At 60.8% G+C, this 19530-nt stretch carries 19 protein-coding genes; 12 read left to right on the forward strand and 7 right to left on the reverse strand.

The genetic code is table 11. From position 1 onward, the window contains the following. Positions 1 to 105 precede the first annotated feature (105 nt). The 7 genes from glyA to fdhA all read left to right on the forward strand — a co-directional run bounded on the left by glyA (position 106) and on the right by fdhA (position 9049). Positions 106 to 1359 (forward strand): serine hydroxymethyltransferase, encoded by a 1254-nt coding sequence (gene glyA / locus HU762_RS06400; protein ID WP_186634354.1) that lies wholly within the window; start codon positions 106 to 108, stop codon positions 1357 to 1359. A gap of 21 nt (positions 1360 to 1380) precedes the next feature. Beyond that, positions 1381 to 2631 carry a sarcosine oxidase subunit beta gene (locus HU762_RS06405; RefSeq protein ID WP_186634357.1) on the forward strand — a complete coding sequence of 417 codons (1251 nt, stop codon included), beginning with the start codon at positions 1381 to 1383 and terminating at the stop codon, positions 2629 to 2631. Between the two features lie 14 nt (positions 2632 to 2645). Further along, positions 2646 to 2975 (forward strand): sarcosine oxidase subunit delta, encoded by a 330-nt coding sequence (locus tag HU762_RS06410; protein ID WP_186634360.1) that lies wholly within the window; start codon positions 2646 to 2648, stop codon positions 2973 to 2975. Then, a complete protein-coding gene (locus tag HU762_RS06415) occupies positions 2972 to 5989 on the forward strand; it encodes a sarcosine oxidase subunit alpha (protein WP_186634363.1) in 3018 nt (1005 codons plus the stop codon). The genes HU762_RS06410 and HU762_RS06415 overlap by 4 nt, the downstream gene beginning before the upstream one ends. 59 nt (positions 5990 to 6048) lie before the next feature. Then, positions 6049 to 6681: a sarcosine oxidase subunit gamma family protein gene (gene soxG / locus HU762_RS06420; protein WP_186634366.1), complete on the forward strand. Its 633-nt coding sequence runs from the start codon at positions 6049 to 6051 to the stop codon at positions 6679 to 6681. Positions 6682 to 6842: 161 nt separating this feature from the next. Beyond that, positions 6843 to 7700, forward strand: coding sequence for a formyltetrahydrofolate deformylase (purU, locus tag HU762_RS06425; protein ID WP_072389895.1), 858 nt, complete (start codon positions 6843 to 6845; stop codon positions 7698 to 7700). A gap of 149 nt (positions 7701 to 7849) precedes the next feature. Beyond that, a complete protein-coding gene (gene fdhA, locus HU762_RS06430) occupies positions 7850 to 9049 on the forward strand; it encodes a formaldehyde dehydrogenase, glutathione-independent (protein WP_123343755.1) in 1200 nt (399 codons plus the stop codon). Positions 9050 to 9626: 577 nt separating this feature from the next. Here the strand turns inward: fdhA and HU762_RS06435 are convergent. The 3 genes from HU762_RS06435 to HU762_RS06445 all read right to left on the reverse strand — a co-directional run bounded on the left by HU762_RS06435 (position 9627) and on the right by HU762_RS06445 (position 11124). After that, complete coding sequence (locus tag HU762_RS06435) at positions 9627 to 9839, reverse strand: cold shock domain-containing protein (RefSeq protein ID WP_186634368.1); 213 nt, start codon at positions 9837 to 9839, stop codon at positions 9627 to 9629. A gap of 199 nt (positions 9840 to 10038) precedes the next feature. Then, a complete protein-coding gene (locus HU762_RS06440; RefSeq protein WP_186634369.1) occupies positions 10039 to 10614 on the reverse strand; it encodes a hypothetical protein in 576 nt (191 codons plus the stop codon). A gap of 87 nt (positions 10615 to 10701) precedes the next feature. Then, the gene (locus HU762_RS06445; protein ID WP_186634371.1) at positions 10702 to 11124 is read right to left on the reverse strand and encodes a DUF3757 domain-containing protein; all 423 of its coding nucleotides are present in this window, start codon (positions 11122 to 11124) and stop codon (positions 10702 to 10704) included. Positions 11125 to 11430: 306 nt separating this feature from the next. Here HU762_RS06445 and HU762_RS06450 point away from each other — a divergent pair, with 306 nt between their 5' ends. Continuing rightward, positions 11431 to 12000 (forward strand): DUF2780 domain-containing protein, encoded by a 570-nt coding sequence (locus tag HU762_RS06450; protein WP_186634373.1) that lies wholly within the window; start codon positions 11431 to 11433, stop codon positions 11998 to 12000. Here HU762_RS06450 and HU762_RS06455 read toward each other — a convergent pair whose 3' ends face one another. Next, entirely contained in the window at positions 12001 to 12888 is an 888-nt protein-coding gene (locus HU762_RS06455; protein ID WP_186634375.1) for an acyltransferase, read from the reverse strand. Positions 12889 to 13093: 205 nt separating this feature from the next. Here HU762_RS06455 and HU762_RS06460 point away from each other — a divergent pair, with 205 nt between their 5' ends. The 4 genes from HU762_RS06460 (at position 13094) to creD (ending at position 17260) form a co-directional block, all read left to right on the forward strand. Then, positions 13094 to 13600, forward strand: coding sequence for an ATP-dependent zinc protease (locus tag HU762_RS06460; protein WP_186634377.1), 507 nt, complete (start codon positions 13094 to 13096; stop codon positions 13598 to 13600). Between the two features lie 69 nt (positions 13601 to 13669). Continuing rightward, complete coding sequence (gene creB / locus HU762_RS06465) at positions 13670 to 14350, forward strand: two-component system response regulator CreB (protein WP_186634379.1); 681 nt, start codon at positions 13670 to 13672, stop codon at positions 14348 to 14350. After that, positions 14350 to 15768, forward strand: coding sequence for a two-component system sensor histidine kinase CreC (gene creC / locus HU762_RS06470; RefSeq protein WP_186634380.1), 1419 nt, complete (start codon positions 14350 to 14352; stop codon positions 15766 to 15768). Before creB ends, creC begins: the two co-directional genes overlap by 1 nt. Before the next feature lie 118 nt (positions 15769 to 15886). After that, complete coding sequence (gene creD / locus HU762_RS06475) at positions 15887 to 17260, forward strand: cell envelope integrity protein CreD (RefSeq protein WP_186634382.1); 1374 nt, start codon at positions 15887 to 15889, stop codon at positions 17258 to 17260. Between the two features lie 181 nt (positions 17261 to 17441). On the opposite strand, the gene HU762_RS06480 is transcribed toward creD, so the two are convergent. The 3 genes from HU762_RS06480 to HU762_RS06485 form a co-directional block, all read right to left on the reverse strand. Further along, positions 17442 to 18071: a glutathione S-transferase gene (locus HU762_RS06480; RefSeq protein ID WP_186634383.1), complete on the reverse strand. Its 630-nt coding sequence runs from the start codon at positions 18069 to 18071 to the stop codon at positions 17442 to 17444. Positions 18072 to 18162: 91 nt separating this feature from the next. After that, positions 18163 to 18342 carry a hypothetical protein gene (locus HU762_RS26700; RefSeq protein WP_346656834.1) on the reverse strand — a complete coding sequence of 60 codons (180 nt, stop codon included), beginning with the start codon at positions 18340 to 18342 and terminating at the stop codon, positions 18163 to 18165. Further along, complete coding sequence (locus HU762_RS06485) at positions 18339 to 19469, reverse strand: PepSY-associated TM helix domain-containing protein (protein ID WP_186634385.1); 1131 nt, start codon at positions 19467 to 19469, stop codon at positions 18339 to 18341. Before HU762_RS06485 ends, HU762_RS26700 begins: the two co-directional genes overlap by 4 nt. Between the last annotated feature and the right edge of the window lie 61 nt (positions 19470 to 19530).

Below are 19530 nucleotides of genomic sequence, written 5' to 3' on the forward strand. Positions count from 1 at the left end.
TTGACCTGCCTGCGCCGGCCATACCATCGCATCCAAAGGGCACGACCGAAACGGTCCGTGCCTCACCGAGACGAAAGGCGCACCGCCGCCGCTGGGAGAGACGCGATGTTCAGCAAGCAAGACCAAATCCAAGGCTACGATGATGCACTGCTGGCGGCGATGAACGCCGAAGAGCAACGCCAGGAAGATCACATCGAGCTGATCGCGTCAGAGAACTACACCAGCAAGCGCGTGATGCAGGCCCAAGGCAGTGGCTTGACCAACAAGTACGCCGAAGGTTATCCGGGCAAGCGCTACTACGGTGGCTGCGAGCACGTGGATAAAGTCGAAGCCCTGGCCATCGAGCGCGCCAAGCAGTTGTTCGGCGCCGATTACGCCAACGTCCAGCCGCACTCCGGTTCGTCGGCCAACAGCGCCGTGTACCTGGCCCTGTTGCAAGCCGGCGACACCATCCTGGGCATGAGCCTGGCCCATGGCGGTCACCTGACCCACGGCGCCAAGGTGTCGTCCTCGGGCAAGCTCTACAACGCGGTGCAGTACGGCATCGACACCACCACTGGCCTTATCGACTACGACGAAGTCGAGCGCCTGGCGGTTGAGTGCAAACCGAAAATGATCGTCGCCGGTTTCTCCGCTTACTCCAAGACCCTGGATTTCCCACGTTTCCGCCAGATCGCCGACAAGGTCGGCGCGCTGCTGTTCGTCGACATGGCCCACGTCGCCGGCCTGGTTGCCGCTGGCCTGTACCCGAATCCGCTGCCGTACGCCGACGTGGTCACCACCACCACCCACAAGACCCTGCGCGGTCCACGTGGCGGCCTGATCCTGGCCAAGGCCAACGAAGAAATCGAGAAGAAGCTCAACGCCGCCGTATTCCCCGGCGCCCAGGGCGGCCCGCTGATGCACGTGATCGCTGGCAAGGCGGTGTGCTTCAAGGAAGCGGCGGAGCCTGGCTTCAAGGCTTATCAGCAGCAGGTGATTGATAACGCCCAGGCCATGGCTGGCGTGTTCATCAAGCGCGGCTACGATGTAGTGTCCGGCGGCACCGATAACCACTTGTTCCTGGTCAGCCTGATCCGTCAAGGCTTGACCGGCAAGGACGCCGACGCCGCCCTGGGCCGCGCCCACATCACCGTCAACAAGAACGCCGTGCCGAACGACCCGCAATCGCCGTTCGTGACCTCGGGCCTGCGTATCGGCACCCCGGCGGTGACCACCCGTGGCTTCAAGGTCAGCCAGTGCGTCACCCTGGCCGGCTGGATCTGCGACATTCTCGACAACCTCGGCGATGCCGATGTCGAGGCCAATGTCGCGCAGCAAGTGGCGGCCCTGTGCGCGGACTTCCCGGTTTATCGCTGAGTCGGTTTTGGAGTAATGACTATGCAACGCTATTCGGGCTTCGGCCTCTTCAAACACTCACTCAGCCATCACGAAAACTGGCAGCGGATGTGGCGCACGCCGACCCCGAAAAAAGTCTACGACGTGGTCATCGTCGGCGGTGGCGGGCATGGCCTGGCGACCGCCTACTACCTGGCCAAGGAGCACGGCATCACCAATGTGGCCGTGGTCGAGAAGGGCTGGTTGGGCGGCGGTAACACCGCGCGCAACACCACCATCGTGCGCTCCAACTACCTGTGGGACGAATCGGCCCACTTGTACGAACACGCGATGAAACTCTGGGAAGGCCTGTCCCAGGACCTGAACTACAACGTGATGTTCTCCCAGCGTGGCGTCTACAACCTGTGCCACACCCTGCAGGACATTCGTGATTCGGAGCGTCGCGTCAGCGCCAACCGCCTCAATGGCGTGGACGGCGAGCTGCTCAACGCCAAGCAAGTGGCCGACGAGATCCCATACCTGGATTGCTCGAAAAACACCCGCTACCCGGTGATGGGCGCCACCGTCCAGCGTCGCGGCGGCGTGGCCCGTCACGATGCCGTGGCCTGGGGCTTTGCCCGGGCGGCGGACGCCTTGGGCGTGGACCTGATCCAGCAGACCGAAGTGATCGGTTTCCGCAAGGAAAACGGTATTTGCATCGGCGTGGAAACCAACAAGGGCTTCATCGGCGCCAAGCGCGTCGGCGTGGTCACTGCCGGTAACTCCGGGCACATGGCCAAGCTCGCCGGCTTCCGCCTGCCGATCGAATCCCACCCGCTGCAAGCGCTGGTGTCCGAGCCGATCAAGCCGATCATCGACAGCGTGATCATGTCCAACGCCGTGCACGGCTACATCAGTCAGTCCGACAAGGGCGACCTGGTGATCGGTGCCGGTATCGACGGCTACAACGGCTACGGCCAGCGTGGCTCGTACCCGGTGATCGAACACACGGTCCAGGCCATCGTCGAGATGTTCCCGGTGCTCTCGCGGGTGCGCATGAACCGCCAGTGGGGCGGCATCGTCGACACCACGCCGGATGCTTGCCCGATCATCTCCAAGACCCCGGTGCCGAACATGTTCTTCAACTGCGGTTGGGGCACTGGCGGCTTCAAGGCGACACCTGGCTCGGGCAACGTGTTTGCCGCGAGTCTGGCCAAGGGTGAAATGCACCCATTGGCTGCACCTTTCTCCATCGACCGTTTCCACAACGGTGCGTTGATCGATGAACACGGCGCTGCTGCGGTTGCCCACTAACAGGAGAAATCCCTATGTTGCACATCTTCTGTCCTCACTGCGGCGAACTGCGCTCCGAAGAGGAATTCCATGCATCCGGCCAGGCACATATTCCGCGTCCGCTGGATCCGAACGCCTGCACCGACGAGGAGTGGGGCGACTACATGTTCTTCCGTGACAACCCACGCGGGTTGCACCATGAACTGTGGGATCACGTCGCCGGTTGCCGCCAGTACTTCAACGTGACCCGTGACACCGTGACCTACGAGATTCTCGAAACCTACAAGATCGGTCAAAAGCCGCAATTCACCGACAAGACTGACAGCCCGAAAGCGGCCGCACAGGCTCTGGGAGAGAAGGTATGAGCCAGATCAATCGCCTGTCCAACGGCGGACGGATCGACCGCAATAAAGTGCTGACATTCACCTTTAACGGCCAGAGCTACAAAGGCTTCGAGGGCGATTCCCTGGCCGCCGCGTTGCTGGCCAACGGTGTCGACATCATCGGCCGCAGCTTCAAATATTCGCGTCCGCGCGGCATTTACGCCGCCGGTGCCGAAGAGCCGAACGCAGTGCTGCAGATCGGTGCCACCGAAGCCACGCAGATTCCTAACGTGCGCGCCACGCAACAAGCCTTGTACCAGGGCTTGGTCGCCACCAGCACCAACGGCTGGCCGAACGTGAACAACGACATGATGGGGATTCTCGGCAAGGTCGGCGGCAAGCTGATGCCGCCGGGCTTCTACTACAAAACCTTCATGTACCCGCAATCGTTCTGGATGACTTACGAGAAGTACATCCGTAAGGCTGCCGGCCTGGGTCGCTCGCCGACCGAGAACGATCCGGACACCTACGACTACATGAACCGTCACTGCGACGTGCTGATCGTTGGCGCCGGCCCCGCTGGCCTGGCTGCCGCATTGGCCGCGGCTCGCAGCGGTGCCCGCGTCATCCTGGCGGATGAGCAGGAAGAGTTCGGCGGCAGCCTGCTCGACTCCCGCGAGAGCCTGGACGGCAAGCCAGCGACCGAATGGGTCGCTGCCGTAGTGGCTGAACTGCGCTCGATGCCCGAAGTGGTGTTGCTGCCTCGCGCCACGGTGAACGGTTACCACGACCATAACTTCCTGACCATCCACGAGCGCCTCACCGACCACCTCGGCGACCGCGCACCGATCGGCCAGGTCCGCCAGCGCATCAACCGCGTCCGCGCCAAGCGTGTGGTGCTGGCGACCGGTGCCTGCGAGCGGCCGCTGGTCTACGGCAACAACGACGTGCCGGGCAACATGCTGGCCGGCGCAGTGTCCACCTACGTGCGTCGCTACGGCGTGGCACCGGGCAAGAAACTGGTGCTGAGCACCAACAACGACCACGCCTATCGCGTGGCCCTGGACTGGTTCGACGCCGGCCTGCAAGTAGTGGCCGTGGCCGATGCTCGCAGCAACCCACGTGGCGCGCTGGTGGAAGAAGCCCGCGCCAAGGGCATCCGTATCCTCACCGGCAGCGCCGTGATCGAGGCCCGTGGCAGCAAGCGCGTCACTGGGGCACGTGTTGCCGCGATCGACGTTCGCGCCCACAAAGTCACCAGTCCTGGCGAATGGCTGGACTGCGACCTGGTGGCCAGTTCCGGCGGCTACAGCCCGGTGGTGCACCTGGCTTCGCATCTGGGCGGCAAACCGATCTGGCGGGAAGACATCCTCGGTTTCGTACCGGGCGAAGCACCGCAAAAGCGCGTCTGCGTCGGTGGTGTGAACGGCGTCTACAGCCTCGGCGATAGCTTGGCCGACGGTTTTGAAGGCGGCGTGCGGGCGGCCAGCGAAGCCGGCTTCAAGGCCGTGGAGGGCGTGTTGCCCAAGGCCCTGAGCCGTCACGAAGAGCCGACCCTGGCGCTGTTCCAGGTGCCTCATGAAAAAACCACCGCACGGGCGCCGAAGCAATTCGTCGACCTGCAGAACGACGTCACTGCCGCCGCCATCGAGCTCGCCACCCGCGAAGGCTTCGAGTCGGTGGAGCACGTCAAGCGTTACACCGCACTGGGCTTCGGTACCGACCAGGGCAAGCTGGGCAACGTCAACGGCCTGGCCATCGCGGCCCGTTCGTTGAACGTGAGCATCCCGCAGATGGGCACCACCATGTTCCGTCCGAACTACACGCCGGTGACCTTCGGCGCGGTGGCGGGCCGGCACTGTGGGCACATCTTCGAGCCGGTGCGTTACACCGCGCTGCAGGCCTGGCATGTGAAGAACGGTGCCGAGTTCGAAGACGTCGGCCAGTGGAAGCGTCCTTGGTACTTCCCGAAGAACGGCGAAGACATGCATGCCGCGGTCAAGCGCGAATGCAAGGCCGTGCGTGACAGCGTTGGCCTGCTCGACGCCTCGACCCTGGGCAAGATCGACATCCAGGGCCCGGATGCCCGTGAGTTTCTCAACCGCGTCTACACCAACGCCTGGACCAAGCTCGACGTGGGCAAGGCCCGCTACGGCCTGATGTGCAAGGAAGACGGCATGGTCTTCGACGACGGCGTAACGGCCTGTCTGGCGGACAACCACTTCCTGATGACCACCACCACCGGCGGCGCGGCGCGCGTGCTGCAATGGCTGGAAATCTACCACCAGACCGAATGGCCGGACCTGAAGGTGTACTTCACCTCGGTCACCGACCACTGGGCGACCATGACCCTGTCGGGTCCCAACAGCCGCAAGCTGTTGAGCCACGTCACCGACATCGACCTGGACAAGGACGCGTTCCCGTTCATGACCTGGAAGGAAGGCCTGGTAGGCGGCGTACCGGCCCGGGTGTTCCGGATCTCGTTCACCGGTGAACTGTCGTACGAAATCAACGTGCAGGCCGACTACGCCATGGGCGTGCTCGAACAGATCGTCGAGGCCGGGAAGCAATACAACCTGACCCCGTATGGCACCGAGACCATGCACGTATTGCGGGCCGAGAAGGGCTTCATCATCGTCGGCCAGGACACGGACAGCTCGATGACCCCGGACGACCTGAACATGGGCTGGTGTGTCGGCCGGACCAAACCGTTCTCGTGGATCGGCTGGCGTGGCATGAATCGCGAAGATTGCGTGCGGCAAGAGCGCAAGCAATTGGTGGGCCTCAAGCCGATCGACCCGAATGTCTGGCTGCCGGAAGGCGCGCAACTGGTGTTCAACACCAAGCAGGCGATCCCGATGACCATGGTTGGCCATGTGACCTCCAGCTATGCGCATAACTCCCTGGGTTATTCGTTCGCCATGGGTGTGGTCAAGGGCGGCCTCAAGCGGATGGGCGAGCGGGTGTTCGCGCCATTGGCCGATGGCCGGGTGATCGAGGCAGAGATCGTTTCTTCGGTGTTCTTCGATCCGAAGGGCGATCGGCAGAATATTTGATACCTGACCGTTCCCACGCAGAGTGTGGGAACGATCAATCTACGAGACAGGTGCTCCATATGACCGCAGCCAACGTGTACCAACAACGCCCAACCACCGGGGCCAAGGCCGAGTCGTCGCTGCACCATGCCGACCTCGCCAGCCTGGTAGGCAAGGGCCGCAAGAACGCCGGTGTGACCGTGCGCGAGAAAAAACTCCTGGGCCACCTGACGATTCGTGGCGACGGCCACGACCCGGCGTTTGCTGCCGGCGTGCACAAGGCCCTGGGCCTGGAACTGCCAGGTGCGCTGGCCGTGATTATCAAGGGCGAAACCAGCCTGCAATGGCTCGGCCCGGATGAATGGTTGCTGGTGGTGCCCACTGGCGAAGAATTCGCCGCCGAGCAGAAACTGCGTGAAGCCCTGGGCGACCTGCACATCCAGATCGTCAACGTCAGCGGCGGCCAGCAGATCCTCGAACTGTCCGGCCCGAACGTGCGCGACGTGCTGATGAAATCCACCAGCTACGATGTACACCCAAACAGCTTCCCGGTGGGCAAGGCCGTGGGTACGGTGTTCGCCAAGTCGCAACTGGTGATTCGCCACACCGCCGAAGACACCTGGGAACTGGTGATCCGTCGCAGCTTCTCCGATTACTGGTGGCTGTGGTTGCAGGATGCATCGGCTGAGTATGGGTTGAGCGTGCAGGCATAAGGACTAAAGCCGACCACGGCTTGCGTGGCGAGGGAGCTTGCTCCCGCTGGGGCGCGTAGCGGCCCTCGCTTTTTGGCGGTTGCTACGCAACCGAGCGGGAGCAAGCTCCCTCGCCACAGGGTTCTTTGTCGCCCAGTTAATTTTGAACAGGAGTCACCGCAATGAGCCGCGCCCCAGACACATGGATCTTGACTGCCGACTGCCCCAGCGTGCTCGGCACGGTGGACGCGGTGACCCGCTTTCTATTCGAGCAGGGCTGCTATGTCACCGAGCACCATTCCTTCGACGACCGGCTCTCGGCGCGTTTCTTCATTCGCGTGGAATTTCGCCAGCCCGACGGTTTTGACGAGCAGAGCTTCCGCGCAGGCCTGGCCGAGCGTGCGCAAGCCTTCGGCATGGTCTTCGAACTGACGCCACCCAACTACCGGCCCAAAGTGGTGATCATGGTCTCCAAGGCCGATCACTGCCTCAACGATTTGCTCTATCGCCAGCGCATCGGCCAATTGTCCATGGACGTGGTGGCCGTGGTCTCCAACCACCCCGATCTCAAGCCGCTGGCCGACTGGCACCAGATTCCCTACTACCATTTCCCCCTGGACCCGAACGACAAACCGGCCCAGGAGCGGCAGGTGTGGCAGGTGATCGAAGACACCGGTGCCGAGCTGGTGATCCTTGCCCGCTACATGCAAGTGCTGTCGCCGGAGTTGTGCCGCAAGCTCGACGGCAAGGCGATCAATATCCATCACTCGCTGCTGCCGGGCTTCAAGGGCGCCAAGCCATATCACCAGGCCTACAACAAAGGCGTGAAACTGGTGGGCGCCACGGCGCACTACATCAACAACGACCTGGACGAAGGCCCGATCATCGCCCAGGGCGTGGAGGTGGTGGACCACAGCCACTATCCCGAGGACCTGATCGCCAAGGGCCGGGACATCGAAGGGCTGACCTTGGCCCGGGCGGTGGGGTATCACATTGAGCGACGAGTGTTCTTGAACGCCAATCGTACCGTGGTGCTTTAGCCACAAGCTTCAAGCCGCAAGAAAAGGCGGTATGCGTGCTTCTTGCGGCTTGTAGCTTTCCGCTTGAAGCTCAGGCATCAAACCCGAGCAATCAACGCGCTGCCTGCCTGGGCAACGCAGTTCCACAAAAACAACAGCGAGGTGAAAGCATGTCTGGTAATCGTGGTGTCGTGTATCTCGGCAACGGCAAGGTCGAAGTACAGAAAATCGACTATCCAAAAATGCAGGACCCGCGCGGCAGGAAGATTGAGCACGGTGTCATCCTGCGCGTGGTCTCCACCAACATCTGCGGCTCCGACCAACACATGGTGCGCGGCCGTACCACTGCCCAGACTGGCCTGGTCCTGGGGCACGAGATCACCGGTGAAGTGATTGAAAAGGGCAGCGACGTCGAGAACCTGAAAATCGGTGACCTGGTGTCGGTGCCATTCAACGTGGCTTGCGGGCGCTGCCGTTCCTGCAAAGAGCAACACACCGGTGTCTGCCTGACCGTCAACCCGGCCCGTGCCGGCGGTGCCTACGGTTACGTGGACATGGGCGACTGGACCGGCGGCCAGGCCGAATACGTGCTGGTGCCGTACGCCGACTTCAACCTGCTGAAACTGCCGGACCGCGACAAGGCCATGGAGAAAATCCGTGACCTGACCTGCCTGTCCGACATCCTGCCCACCGGCTACCACGGCGCCGTCACCGCCGGTGTTGGTCCTGGCAGCACCGTCTACATCGCCGGTGCCGGCCCGGTTGGCCTGGCGGCCGCCGCTTCCGCTCGCCTGCTGGGCGCAGCGGTGGTGATCATCGGCGACGTCAACTCCGTCCGCCTGGCCCACGCCAAGGCCCAGGGTTTTGAAATCGTCGACCTGTCCACCGACACGCCGTTGCACGAACAAATCGCCGCGCTGCTGGGTGAGCCGGAAGTGGACTGCGCTGTCGATTGCGTGGGCTTCGAAGCCCGCGGCCACGGCCATGACGGCGTCAAGCACGAAGCCCCGGCCACCGTGCTCAACTCGTTGATGGGCGTGGTCCGCGTCGCCGGCAAGATCGGCATCCCCGGTCTTTACGTCACCGAAGACCCTGGCGCCGTCGATGCGGCGGCGAAAATGGGCAGCCTGAGCATCCGCTTCGGCCTGGGTTGGGCCAAATCCCACAGCTTCCACACCGGCCAGACGCCAGTGATGAAGTACAACCGCCAGCTGATGCAGGCGATCATGTGGGACCGTATCAACATTGCTGAAATCGTGGGTGTGCAGGTGATCAGCCTGGATGACGCGCCAAAGGGCTATGGCGAGTTCGATGCGGGCGTGCCGAAGAAGTTTGTGATTGACCCGCACAAGTTGTTCAGTGCGGCGTAAGGCAGTAGGCAAGACGGAAAAAGGGCGACAGTGATGTCGTCCTTTTTATTTGACAGGAATTGTCCTCAAGGCTGTTTATTGAGTGTCAGCTGTTTGTTCCTCCAAGCCTGCTGAGGAGGGGGGCCCTCATCCACATATTCCTCCCGATAATTATATAAACAGGTGTTCGCTATAGGGTTGGGCGTTGTTAACGTCATTTGGTACTGCGATTGTAAAAAGTTAGGGCCCACGGCCTCGCCCCGCCAGATAACTTTTCCAGAGGAGTCGTTCACAGCGTATTCTTCGGAGACCGGTTGGCCAGGATTGGGCTCTGGCATTAAACGAAACTCTATTTCCCCTACGGCGGGACAGCTTGCTGCGTTCGCAGCATGAGTAACGCCCAGGAGTCCAGCGACGGAAAGTAAACCAGCTATTAAACCGCGCATGTCACGTACTCGCTTGTTGAACGGAGCAATGATGATCGCTGAGCGTCATGCTTGCGCCTACTGTCAGAAATGACAGTAGGTCAGACCAAAAGGAAATAGCCCTGCGGGTTTTCATGCGACGCTTCAGGGGAAGGATCTGTGCGAACCGACGGTTATTCCGGCGTCACTCTCATGGCCTGCATGCCTTTGCTGCCCTTTTCGATTTCAAAAAAGACCGTTTGCTTCTGTTTCAATGTTTTATAACCCTCGCCGGCGATGGCCGAGTAATGAACGAACAATTCCTTGCCTCCTTTGTCGCAAGTGATGAAGCCATAGCCCTTTGCATCGTTAAACCACTTCACGGTTCCTTTGCTTCGGTCGTTCATTTTTATTATTCCTGCTTGCCCGAATGAAGAAAGGCACAGGGACTGTGGCTTGCCCAGGGCCTTGTTTTCCTTGTCAAGGCTGAGCTTAGAGACCGTATGAACAGCTGCCTACTGTCAACGTTGACAGTAGGCAATACCGAGAGGAAATAACGGGTTGCGCGTTGATAGTCGGATGACTCGCGCCGCGGTCATGCCATGGCTACTGCTGGGCAGTCGCAGTCCCGACCCGTTCGCAGAATTCAGGGTAGAAACCTTTGGCGCTGGGGCCTTGGCAATAGTCCTGCGCTTGGGCCAGGGCGTCGCGACTGAAATTCAGGCTGCGCGGCATGCCGGCAAAGGTTTCGTAGCCGCCTTGTTGGGTCTTGATGGCGTCGAAACCCGACATGTCGTAGACCAGCTCCACGTCGTCATCAACGAGCAGTCTCGCCTTGATCGTGACGTGCGTGTATTGCTTGCCCCCAGGTGCGCCATTGAGCGCCGCCAGGCCATGGCCGACCACGCGCAGCATGTGCGCAACCCACGGGTCGGAATTCTCTGTGGGCGCTTCGGGACGGTAAAACAGGGTCAGCGCTTGCTGGTCGCGGGTCACTTCGGTCAGGGCCGGGTCTGAGCGCTTGATGCGGTGTTCAATGGTCAGCCAGACTTTCCGTTCTTCGCTGAGGTTGTCCGCTAGCTCGGGGTTCAAGGGCCCACGCTGGCATTCGTTGACGCCCAGGACGATGAGCATGCCTGTCAGGATGACGGCAAGGGTGGCTCCGCCGATTTTTACGTTCATGGACGAACTCTGTTGGGAGACACGGCACTGTACGGTAAAGGAGCCTTGAAGTGCAGGGGCGAAAGGTTGGGCGCTCGATGAGTTACGCTACTCAAAGTTGACTTGGAAATAATCAGCATTAATTAACTCGCAGTTATGAACGTCCGGGCTTTCACAGCGGTTGTTTTCCCAAGGCGAGAATGACGGAACCTGCATCTGGATATCCTTCAGGATTAAATTTATCTCGCCGTATTTGCAGGTAAAGGTAGTCGGGGTGGTGAGTTGTTGATCGTCATCTTCATGGATGACGTATTCGGCTCCGTTGAATACCAATAAAGCAGGGTTGACTGCGTTCACCAGGCTTTGGCTTTGCCAGTCGAGGTCACTCGGTTCATCGACAAAAAAGACATCTTCTAATGCCTCAATATTGCGTTGTATATCGGCGACGGCAGGACACGTTATTTGACCAGCGTAGACTTGGCCGATCATCGCAACTGACAATCCTGCGCTCAGCGCCCATTTATTTAACATCTACGCGCCTCCTGGCTCGGTCATGCTCGATATTTACAGGTCTGTCCGGGCCGCACCACTGTCAGAGTTGACAGTCCTTTATGTCAATTCTGAATTATGTGGGGATATTTATGGGTGCGCTGTTATGGGGCCGAAGATTAAATGGGAAGGCTGAAGTTTCAGATATAGCTGTAGGGCGATTCTGAACTTGATGTGGGAATAGATATAAGCGCCACGACGGAACAATCGCTATTTGCCTCAGTCCAACGCCGTGCTTTTGCGCCGCTTCTTGTGAAGCGGCTTTTTCGCGGTGATCGAGGATGTCGGATGAAAGTTTCGAGCGGTTTTGTACTGTCCTGCCTGCTGTCATTGGCAGCCAGCCCGGCGTTCGCGCAGTTCAACCTGGGTGACGCGGCCAACGTCTTGTCCGCCATGCAAGGCGACGAGCAGGAGGGTGCCGTGGCCGCTGCGCCGAAAGCCGCCGGCTTGCTTAACACCTTGGGCTCGGAGCTGAAGATCACACCGGAACAGGCCGTGGGCGGCGCCGGGGCGATGTTGGGGCTGGCAAAGAATCGGCTCAGCGAGCCGCAGTTCTCCGAACTGAGCAAGAGCGTGCCGGGCCTGGATCAGATCGCCGGCAACAGCGCCATCGGCGGGCTCAACGGCCTGGGCGGGTTGCTCGGCGGCGGATCGGACAAGAGCGCCTTGCTCGACGGCCTGCTGGGTAACGTCAAGGACACCGGCGACCTGAACAATGCCTTCAGCGCGCTGGGCATGGACAGCGGCATGATTGGCCAATTTGCCCCGATCATCCTGCAATACCTCGGCCAACAGGGTGTGGCCAGTTCGCTGCTGCAAAACCTCGGCGGTATCTGGGGCACTGGCGCCGGTATCTGATCAGTTGTGCGCGTTGCGCAACGCGGCGATGCGCCGGTCCTTTTCGGCCCAGAGTTGGTTGACCCATTGCTGGACGAACTGGCGAAACACCGGGTCGTTTTCGTAGTCGCCCTGCCACAGCGCAGGATCCAGCTCGCGGGTCTGGATGTCGATGATGACCTTTGGCACGGCGCCGCTGATCAAATCCCAAAACCCAGGTATCCGCTGTTGCGGATACACCACCGTCACGTCCAGCACCGCGTCCAGTTGTTCGCCCATTGCCGCTAGCACGAACGCCACACCGCCGGCCTTGGGCTTGAGCAGGTGGGCGAAGGGCGACTGTTGCTGTTGGCTTTTGGCAGCCGTGAAGCGGGTGCCTTCGAGGTAGTTGACCACGGTGACCGGTTGGCGCTTGAACAGCTCACAGGCTTGCCGGGTGATTTCCAGGTCTTTGCCGGCCATCTCCGGGTTCTTTGCCAGGAACGCCTTGGTGTAGCGCTTCATGAACGGGTAATCCAACGCCCACCAGGCCAGTCCCAGGAACGGCACCCAGATCAGCTCCTTTTTCAGGAAGAACTTGAAGAACGGCGTGCGTCGGTTGAGGGCCTGGACCAGGGCAGGAATGTCCACCCACGACTGGTGATTGCTGATCACCAGGTAAGAAGTGTCGCCGCGCAAGCCTCCACCGCCGCGGATGTCCCATTGAGTGGGAATGCACAGGGCAAAGATCAGCTTGTCGATTTCGGCCCAGGTCTCGGCGATCCACATCACCGCCCACGACGCATAGTCGCGAAAGCGTCCGGGCAGGATCAGCTTGAGCAATGCAAACACCATGAGCGGCCCAAATAGCACCAGGGTGTTGAGCAATAACAACAGGGTGACGAAACAGCCGGTGAGCAGGCGGCGCATACATGACTCTTGCAAACGGGTGGGCGGGCCATGATAAGCAGCTTCGCGTGGCAGGCCAATTCAGTTATTGACGAATGTTTCACTTCGGCCTGGCTAGACTGGGCCAGTCTTTATGGCGAGGAAGCGAGCCCCCTCGCCACAGCTTTAACCGAACGAATTCGTCGGCCACGGTCTAAAATCCCACTCCCACAACGGAAGCTCTTACATGAAATCCATGCTAGCCCTGCTTTCCCTGGTGGCCCTTCCCGTGCTCGCCGCCGAGCCCACCCTGTACGGGCGCTACGAATACATCGCGCTACCGGAAATCGGCGGCGAAGTGCTCAAGGCCAAGATGGACACCGGTGCGTTGACCGCCTCGCTGTCGGCCAAGGACATCGAGACATTTACCCGGGATGGCGATGACTGGGTGCGGTTTCGCCTGGCGACCAAGGACGCGAGCAACAAAATCTACGAGCACAAGGTCGCGCGCATCAGCAAGATCAAGACCCGTTCCGAAGAGGACGAGGACGACGATGAAAAAATCGCACCCAGCAAACGTCCGGTAGTGGAACTGGAAATGTGCCTGGGTAACGTCAAGCGCACCGTCGAGGTCAATTTGACCGACCGCAGCAGCTTCAACTACCCGTTATTGATCGGTGCCAAGGCCTTGCGCGAGTTTGACGCTGCGATTAACCCGGCGCGGCGGTTTACTGCGGATAAACCGGACTGTTGATTTCCCCGATTGACGTGCTTCGAGGCTTGGGGCACCGTTCCGGCAACTTTACTGTCGGGCTCGGACGCCATGCCTCATATTCTGATTGTCGAAGACGAAGCTGCTATTGCCGATACGCTGGTGTTTGCCCTGCAGGGCGAGGGCTTCGACACCACTTGGTTGAGCCTTGGCGCAGCGGCCCTGGAGCACCAGAAAAATACCCCGGCGGACCTGATTATTCTCGACGTGGGCCTGCCGGATATCAGCGGTTTCGAGACGTGTAAGAATCTCAGACGTTTCAGCGACGTTCCGGTAATTTTTCTTACGGCTCGGGATGGGGAGATCGACCGGGTGGTGGGCCTGGAGATCGGTGCCGATGATTATGTGGTCAAGCCCTTCAGCCCTCGGGAAGTGGCCGCCAGGGTCCGCGCCATTCTCAAGCGAGTGGCGCCAAGGCCCGTCGTGGAAACGGGTTCGGCATTGTTCCAGGTGGACAACGATCGCGTGCAAATCAGCTATCGCGGCAAACCGTTGAACCTCACCCGCCATGAGTTTCGCCTGTTGCACTGCCTGTTGGAGCAACCCGAACGGGTCTTCAGTCGTGAACAGTTGCTTGATGCCCTGGGCGTGCCCAGCGATGCCGGGTATGAACGCAGTATCGACAGCCACATCAAGAGCCTGCGCGCCAAGTTGCGGCTGGTCAGGACCGAGGCCGAACCGATCCAGACCCATCGAGGCCTGGGTTACAGCTACAGCCCGGGGCACAGCTGATGCCGCTGGGCGTTCGGATCTTCCTCGCCTACGTGCTGTTTATCGGCTTGGCCGGTTATTTCGTACTCAACACGGTGATGGAGGAAATCCGCCCCGGCGTGCGCCAGTCCACCGAAGAGACGCTGGTGGACACGGCCAACCTGATGGCCGAGATCCTGCGGGATGACTTCAAGGCCGGGACGCTCAGCCAGAATCGCTGGCCGCAATTGCTCAGATCCTACGGTGAGCGCCAGCCAGCGGCGACGATCTGGGGGCTGCCAAAAAACCAGGTCAGCCATCGCATCTACGTCACCGATGCCAACGGTATTGTGGTGCTCGACTCAAGCGGCGTGGCGGTGGGCCAGGATTATTCACGCTGGAATGACGTCTACCTGACCCTTCGCGGCCACTACGGCGCCCGTTCGACGCGCAGTGATCCGGATGATCCAGCGTCCTCGGTGATGCACGTCGGGGCACCGATCCGTGACAACGGCCGGATCATCGGCGTGGTCACCGTCGCCAAGCCTAACAGTTCGCTGCAACCTTATATCGATCGCACGGAGCGGCGTCTGCTGCTCTATGGCGCCGGGCTGATAGGCCTGGGCTTGTTGCTGGGCGCGGCGTTGTCATGGTGGCTCAGCGCGGCACTGCGGCGTTTGACGAGCTACGCCCAGGCGGTCAGCCAAGGACGTCGGGTGGAGGTGCCGCATTATCGCGGCGGTGAGTTCGAGCAACTGGCGGGCGCCGTTGAGCACATGCGCACCCAACTCGAAGGCAAGGCCTACGTCGAGCGTTATGTGCACACCCTGACCCACGAACTCAAGAGCCCGCTGGCCGCGATTCGCGGTGCCGCCGAGCTGCTCCAGAGCGACATGCCCGCTGCCCAGCACCAACGTTTTGTCAGCAATATCGACAGCGAAAGCGTGCGCATGCAGCAATTGATCGAACGCCTGCTGAACTTGGCCCAGGTCGAACAGCGCCAAGGGCTTGAAGACATCGTCGAAGTGCCGTTGGCGGCGCTGGTGGATGAGCTGCTCGAAGCCCGTGGCGGCTGGATCGAAAACCGTCAGTTGCGCATAGAACGGCACATAGCCGCCGACCTGGCGCTGACTGGAGAAGCGTTCTTGTTGCGTCAGGCCTTGGGCAACCTGCTGGAAAATGCCTTGGACTTCACACCGGTCGAAGGGCTGTTGCGCATCAGCGCCGAGCGCCTCGGCAAGCGCGTCGAGCTCCGGTTATTCAATCAGGCCGAGCCGATTCCCGACTACGCGCTGCCGCGCCTGAGCGAGCGGTTCTATTCCCTGCCGCGCCCCGGCACCGGTCGCAAGAGCACAGGGCTGGGTTTGAACTTCGTCGAGGAAGTGGTGCAGTTGCACGGTGGCGAATTCACCATTGGCAATGTCGAGGGCGGAGTCGAGGTGGTGCTCCGTTTGCCCTGAACCCACAGGTTTCACGTTGATCAGGTGAATGCAGTCTCCACACAATCTCCACATTCCACTCATAAAGCACTCACACGGCCTCGCCAGACTCTCTCCATTCGACCAGGGAGAGCCCCACATGAACCGCAGTCTCGCCATAAAACTGGGCATGATCGCCCTATTGATTCTTTTGCTGATGATCCCGCTGTTGATGATCAACGGCCTGATTGACGAGCGCCAAGAGTTGCGTGATGGGGTGTTGCAGGATATTGCCCGCAGCTCCAGTCATAGCCAGCAGTTGATCGGGCCGATGATCGTGGTGCCGTTTCGCAAGGACGTGAAAGTCTGGAACACCAATGAGAAGACCGGCGTGCGGTTCCTGGAAACCGTCGAGCAAACCGGTGAGATGTATTTTCTGCCGGAGCAATTCGAGCTCGACGGGCAGATCCGTACCGAAACCCGGGCCCGGGGGATCTACGAAGCACGATTGTTCCACGCCGACAATCGGATCGATGGGCGCTTCAAAGTGCCGGAACGCTATGGCATCGCCCCGAAGGATTTTGCCGATTACCGTTTTGACGAGCCGTACCTCAGTGTCGGTATCAGCGACATCCGCGGCATCGAGAATGCCCTGACCTTGACGCTGAACCAGCAGACGGTCGACTTCCTGCCCGGCTCGCGGCTCGGCTGGCTGGGGCAGGGCGTCCACGTGCCGCTGCCGATGATCACCGCCCAGGGCAGTCCTGAGTTGACGTTCGGTTTCGACCTGCGGCTGCAAGGCACCGGCGAGCTGCAGATCCTGCCGGTGGGCAAGTCCACCAAAGTGCACCTGGCCGCCGATTGGCCGCACCCCAGCTTCATCGGCAACTATTTGCCGGTCAAACGCGAAATCAATGAGCAGGGTTTCAGCGCTGACTGGCAGACTTCGTTTTTTTCCACCAATCTCCTGGAAACCCTGCAAGCCTGTGAGCCAAGCGATGGCTGTGAAGCGTTCCGCAGCCGGGCCTTTGGCGTGAGTTTCGTCGACCCGGTGGATCAGTATCTGAAAAGCGATCGGGCGATCAAATATGCGCTGCTATTCATCGCGCTGACCTTCGCCGGGTTCTTCCTCTTCGAAGTGCTCAAGAGCCTGGCGGTGCATCCGGTTCAGTACGCGTTGGTCGGTGTGGCGCTGGCATTCTTCTATCTACTGCTGTTATCGCTGTCGGAACACATCGGCTTCACCTTGGCGTACCTGGTATCGGCCAGTGCTTGCGTGGTGCTGATCGGGTTCTATGTCTGCCATGTGTTGCGCAGCGTGAGTCACGGCCTGGGTTTTTCGGCGGGCCTGGCGGGGTTGTACGGTTTGCTCTACGGGCTGTTGAGCGCTGAGGACTATGCGCTGTTGATGGGCTCGCTGCTGCTGTTCAGCCTGCTCGGGGTGTTCATGGTGCTGACGCGCAAGCTGGACTGGTACGGGGTCGGGGCGAAGCCAGCAGCTGCGATGAGCTTCGATCTGGGGGAGGTGAAATGAGCCGGTCGCTGGGGTTGCGGGACGATCAGCGGGTGCGGGAAGCGTTGGTGATGCAGATTGCCGGGTTGTTTGCGGCTCAACCGTGTTGGCCGGTTCACGAGCAATCCCGCTCCCACAACGAACACGCAAAACATGTGGGAAGGGGCTTGTTCGCGAGGAGGCCTATACAGCCAAGGCAGATTTAAACCTTGGGCACCGTTTCGATCATCGACGGCCGCAAACTGACTTCGGCAAACCACTGCGCCAGCTGAGGATTGGCCTTGCGCCACTCCAGGTCCTGGTGGCGCAGGTCCAGGTAACCCAAGGCGCACGCCACGCTGATGGAAGCAACGTCGAAATGGCTGGCCAGCTCGGCAATCGCCTCGGCTTCAAGCGTGGCCAAGGCGCGGCGAATCTTGTCGCGTTGCGCGTCGAGCCATTCGTCCCAGTGTTTTTCCGCCGGGCGTAGCGCGGTTTCGTAACGGATCATCACGGCCGCATCCATGATCCCGTCGGCCAGCGATGCCAGGGTCAGGCGCCGCCAGCGGGCCGCGCCATCCCGGGGAATCAAAGGGTTGCCGACGTGCTGGTGGTCGAGGTAGTCGAGGATGACGCGGCTGTCGTGGATTACGCTGCCATTGGCCAAGCGCAGGGCAGGGATCTTGCTCAGCGGATTGTCGCCGATCAGCGCTCGGTCTGGCTTGACCGGCGAGAGTTGGCTGAGCTGCAAGGCCACGCGGTCCTGCTGGCCGGTTTCATGCAGCAATACCTGGACCTTGCGGACGAAGGGCGAAGCAGGGTTGTGGAACAGGGTCATGCTGGGGGTGGACATGCAAACATCCTCGGTTGACGGGCTAGGCGTAGCCTAGACAGTTACGCAGCGGCTGGCGAGCGGCCAGTTGAGTCCCGCTGTGCTCGGCGAGTCATCCTCGTTTAATTAACCCCCAAGTCCCTAGAACGGTTGGGATTCCCAATCCAACCCAGCTCATCGCATCCCACGCCCCATCGCCCAGCAGCGCTGAAAACAGTCCCGCCGCGCTAAGCGCGCCGATCACCACCGGGATACCAAACACCTTCCAGAAACTCGACTGCCGAGGCTTCACGGGGCAACCTCCGCACCGACGGTTGCGCGCTTGGCGGCTTTACGCCGTACCAGCCACAGATAAACGCCACTGCCCAGGACGATAATCGTCAGCACATCCAGGGTTGCCCAGAAAATCTGCATCGGCCGGCCGCCGTAGTCGCCGAAATGCAATGGCAGGGACAGGCTCATCACGTCCATGTACCACGGCCGCTCGGCCACGGCGGTGACGTCCAGGGTGGTCGCATCGATCAACACGGGCGTCAGCAGATGCGAGGTCAGGTGGGTGTCGCCTTTCATGAAGACGCTGTAATGATGCTCGCTGGAAAACAGCGTGCCGGGGAAGGCGATGAAACTCGGCTCCATGCCCGGCGCGACGCCCTTGGCGATGTCCAGCAATCGGGTGGCTGGGGCCAATTGTGTCAGCGGTGGGGCGTTGCGATAGGGTTCGACCATGGCGCTGAGGCTGTCGTTGCGCCACGCGGCGATGATCAAATCGGCGCAGGCGGCGATCACGCCGGTCACGCCGACGGTCAGTGCCCAGACCAGCGTGACCACGCCGATCAGGTTGTGCAGGTCCAGCCAGCGCAGGCGCGTGGATTTGTCCTGGCGCACCGTGGCGAACTTCAACCGCCGCATGAACGGCAGGTACAACACCACCCCGGAGATGATGGCGATCACGAACAGAAAACCCATGAATGCCAGCAACAACTTGCCCGGCAGCCCGGCGAACATGTCCACGTGCAGGCGCAGCATGACCATCATGAAACCGCCGTTCGCCGAGGGCATCTCCAGGGCTTCGCCAGTGCGCGCGTCGAGCATGAACGTGTGGGAGGAGTTGGGTTCGGTGCCCGGCGTCGGCGCCATGATGGTGATGACACCATTGGGCTCGTCTTCGTCCCAGCCAAAATACTGGACCACTTCACCCGGACGATGAGCCTTGGCTTTTTCCACCAGTTGCGCAAGATCCAATGGCGGCGTGCCCGCTGGCATTTCCCGCAGCTCTGGCGCGTCACCCAGCAGGTGCTCGATTTCATGATGGAAAATCAACGGCAGTCCGGTGATCGCCAGCATCAGCAGGAACACCGTGCAAATCAGGCTGCTCCAGGTGTGGACAAAGGACCAGCGGCGAATGGTTTTGCTTTTCATGATCGATCCGAATGCAAAAGGGTCATGCTGGTGCATGACCCTCTGAAGGTTTGCGCAAATG

This window comes from Pseudomonas sp. SWRI92 (assembly GCF_014268685.1).
In the GTDB taxonomy this organism is placed as follows: domain Bacteria; phylum Pseudomonadota; class Gammaproteobacteria; order Pseudomonadales; family Pseudomonadaceae; genus Aquipseudomonas; species Aquipseudomonas marvdashtae.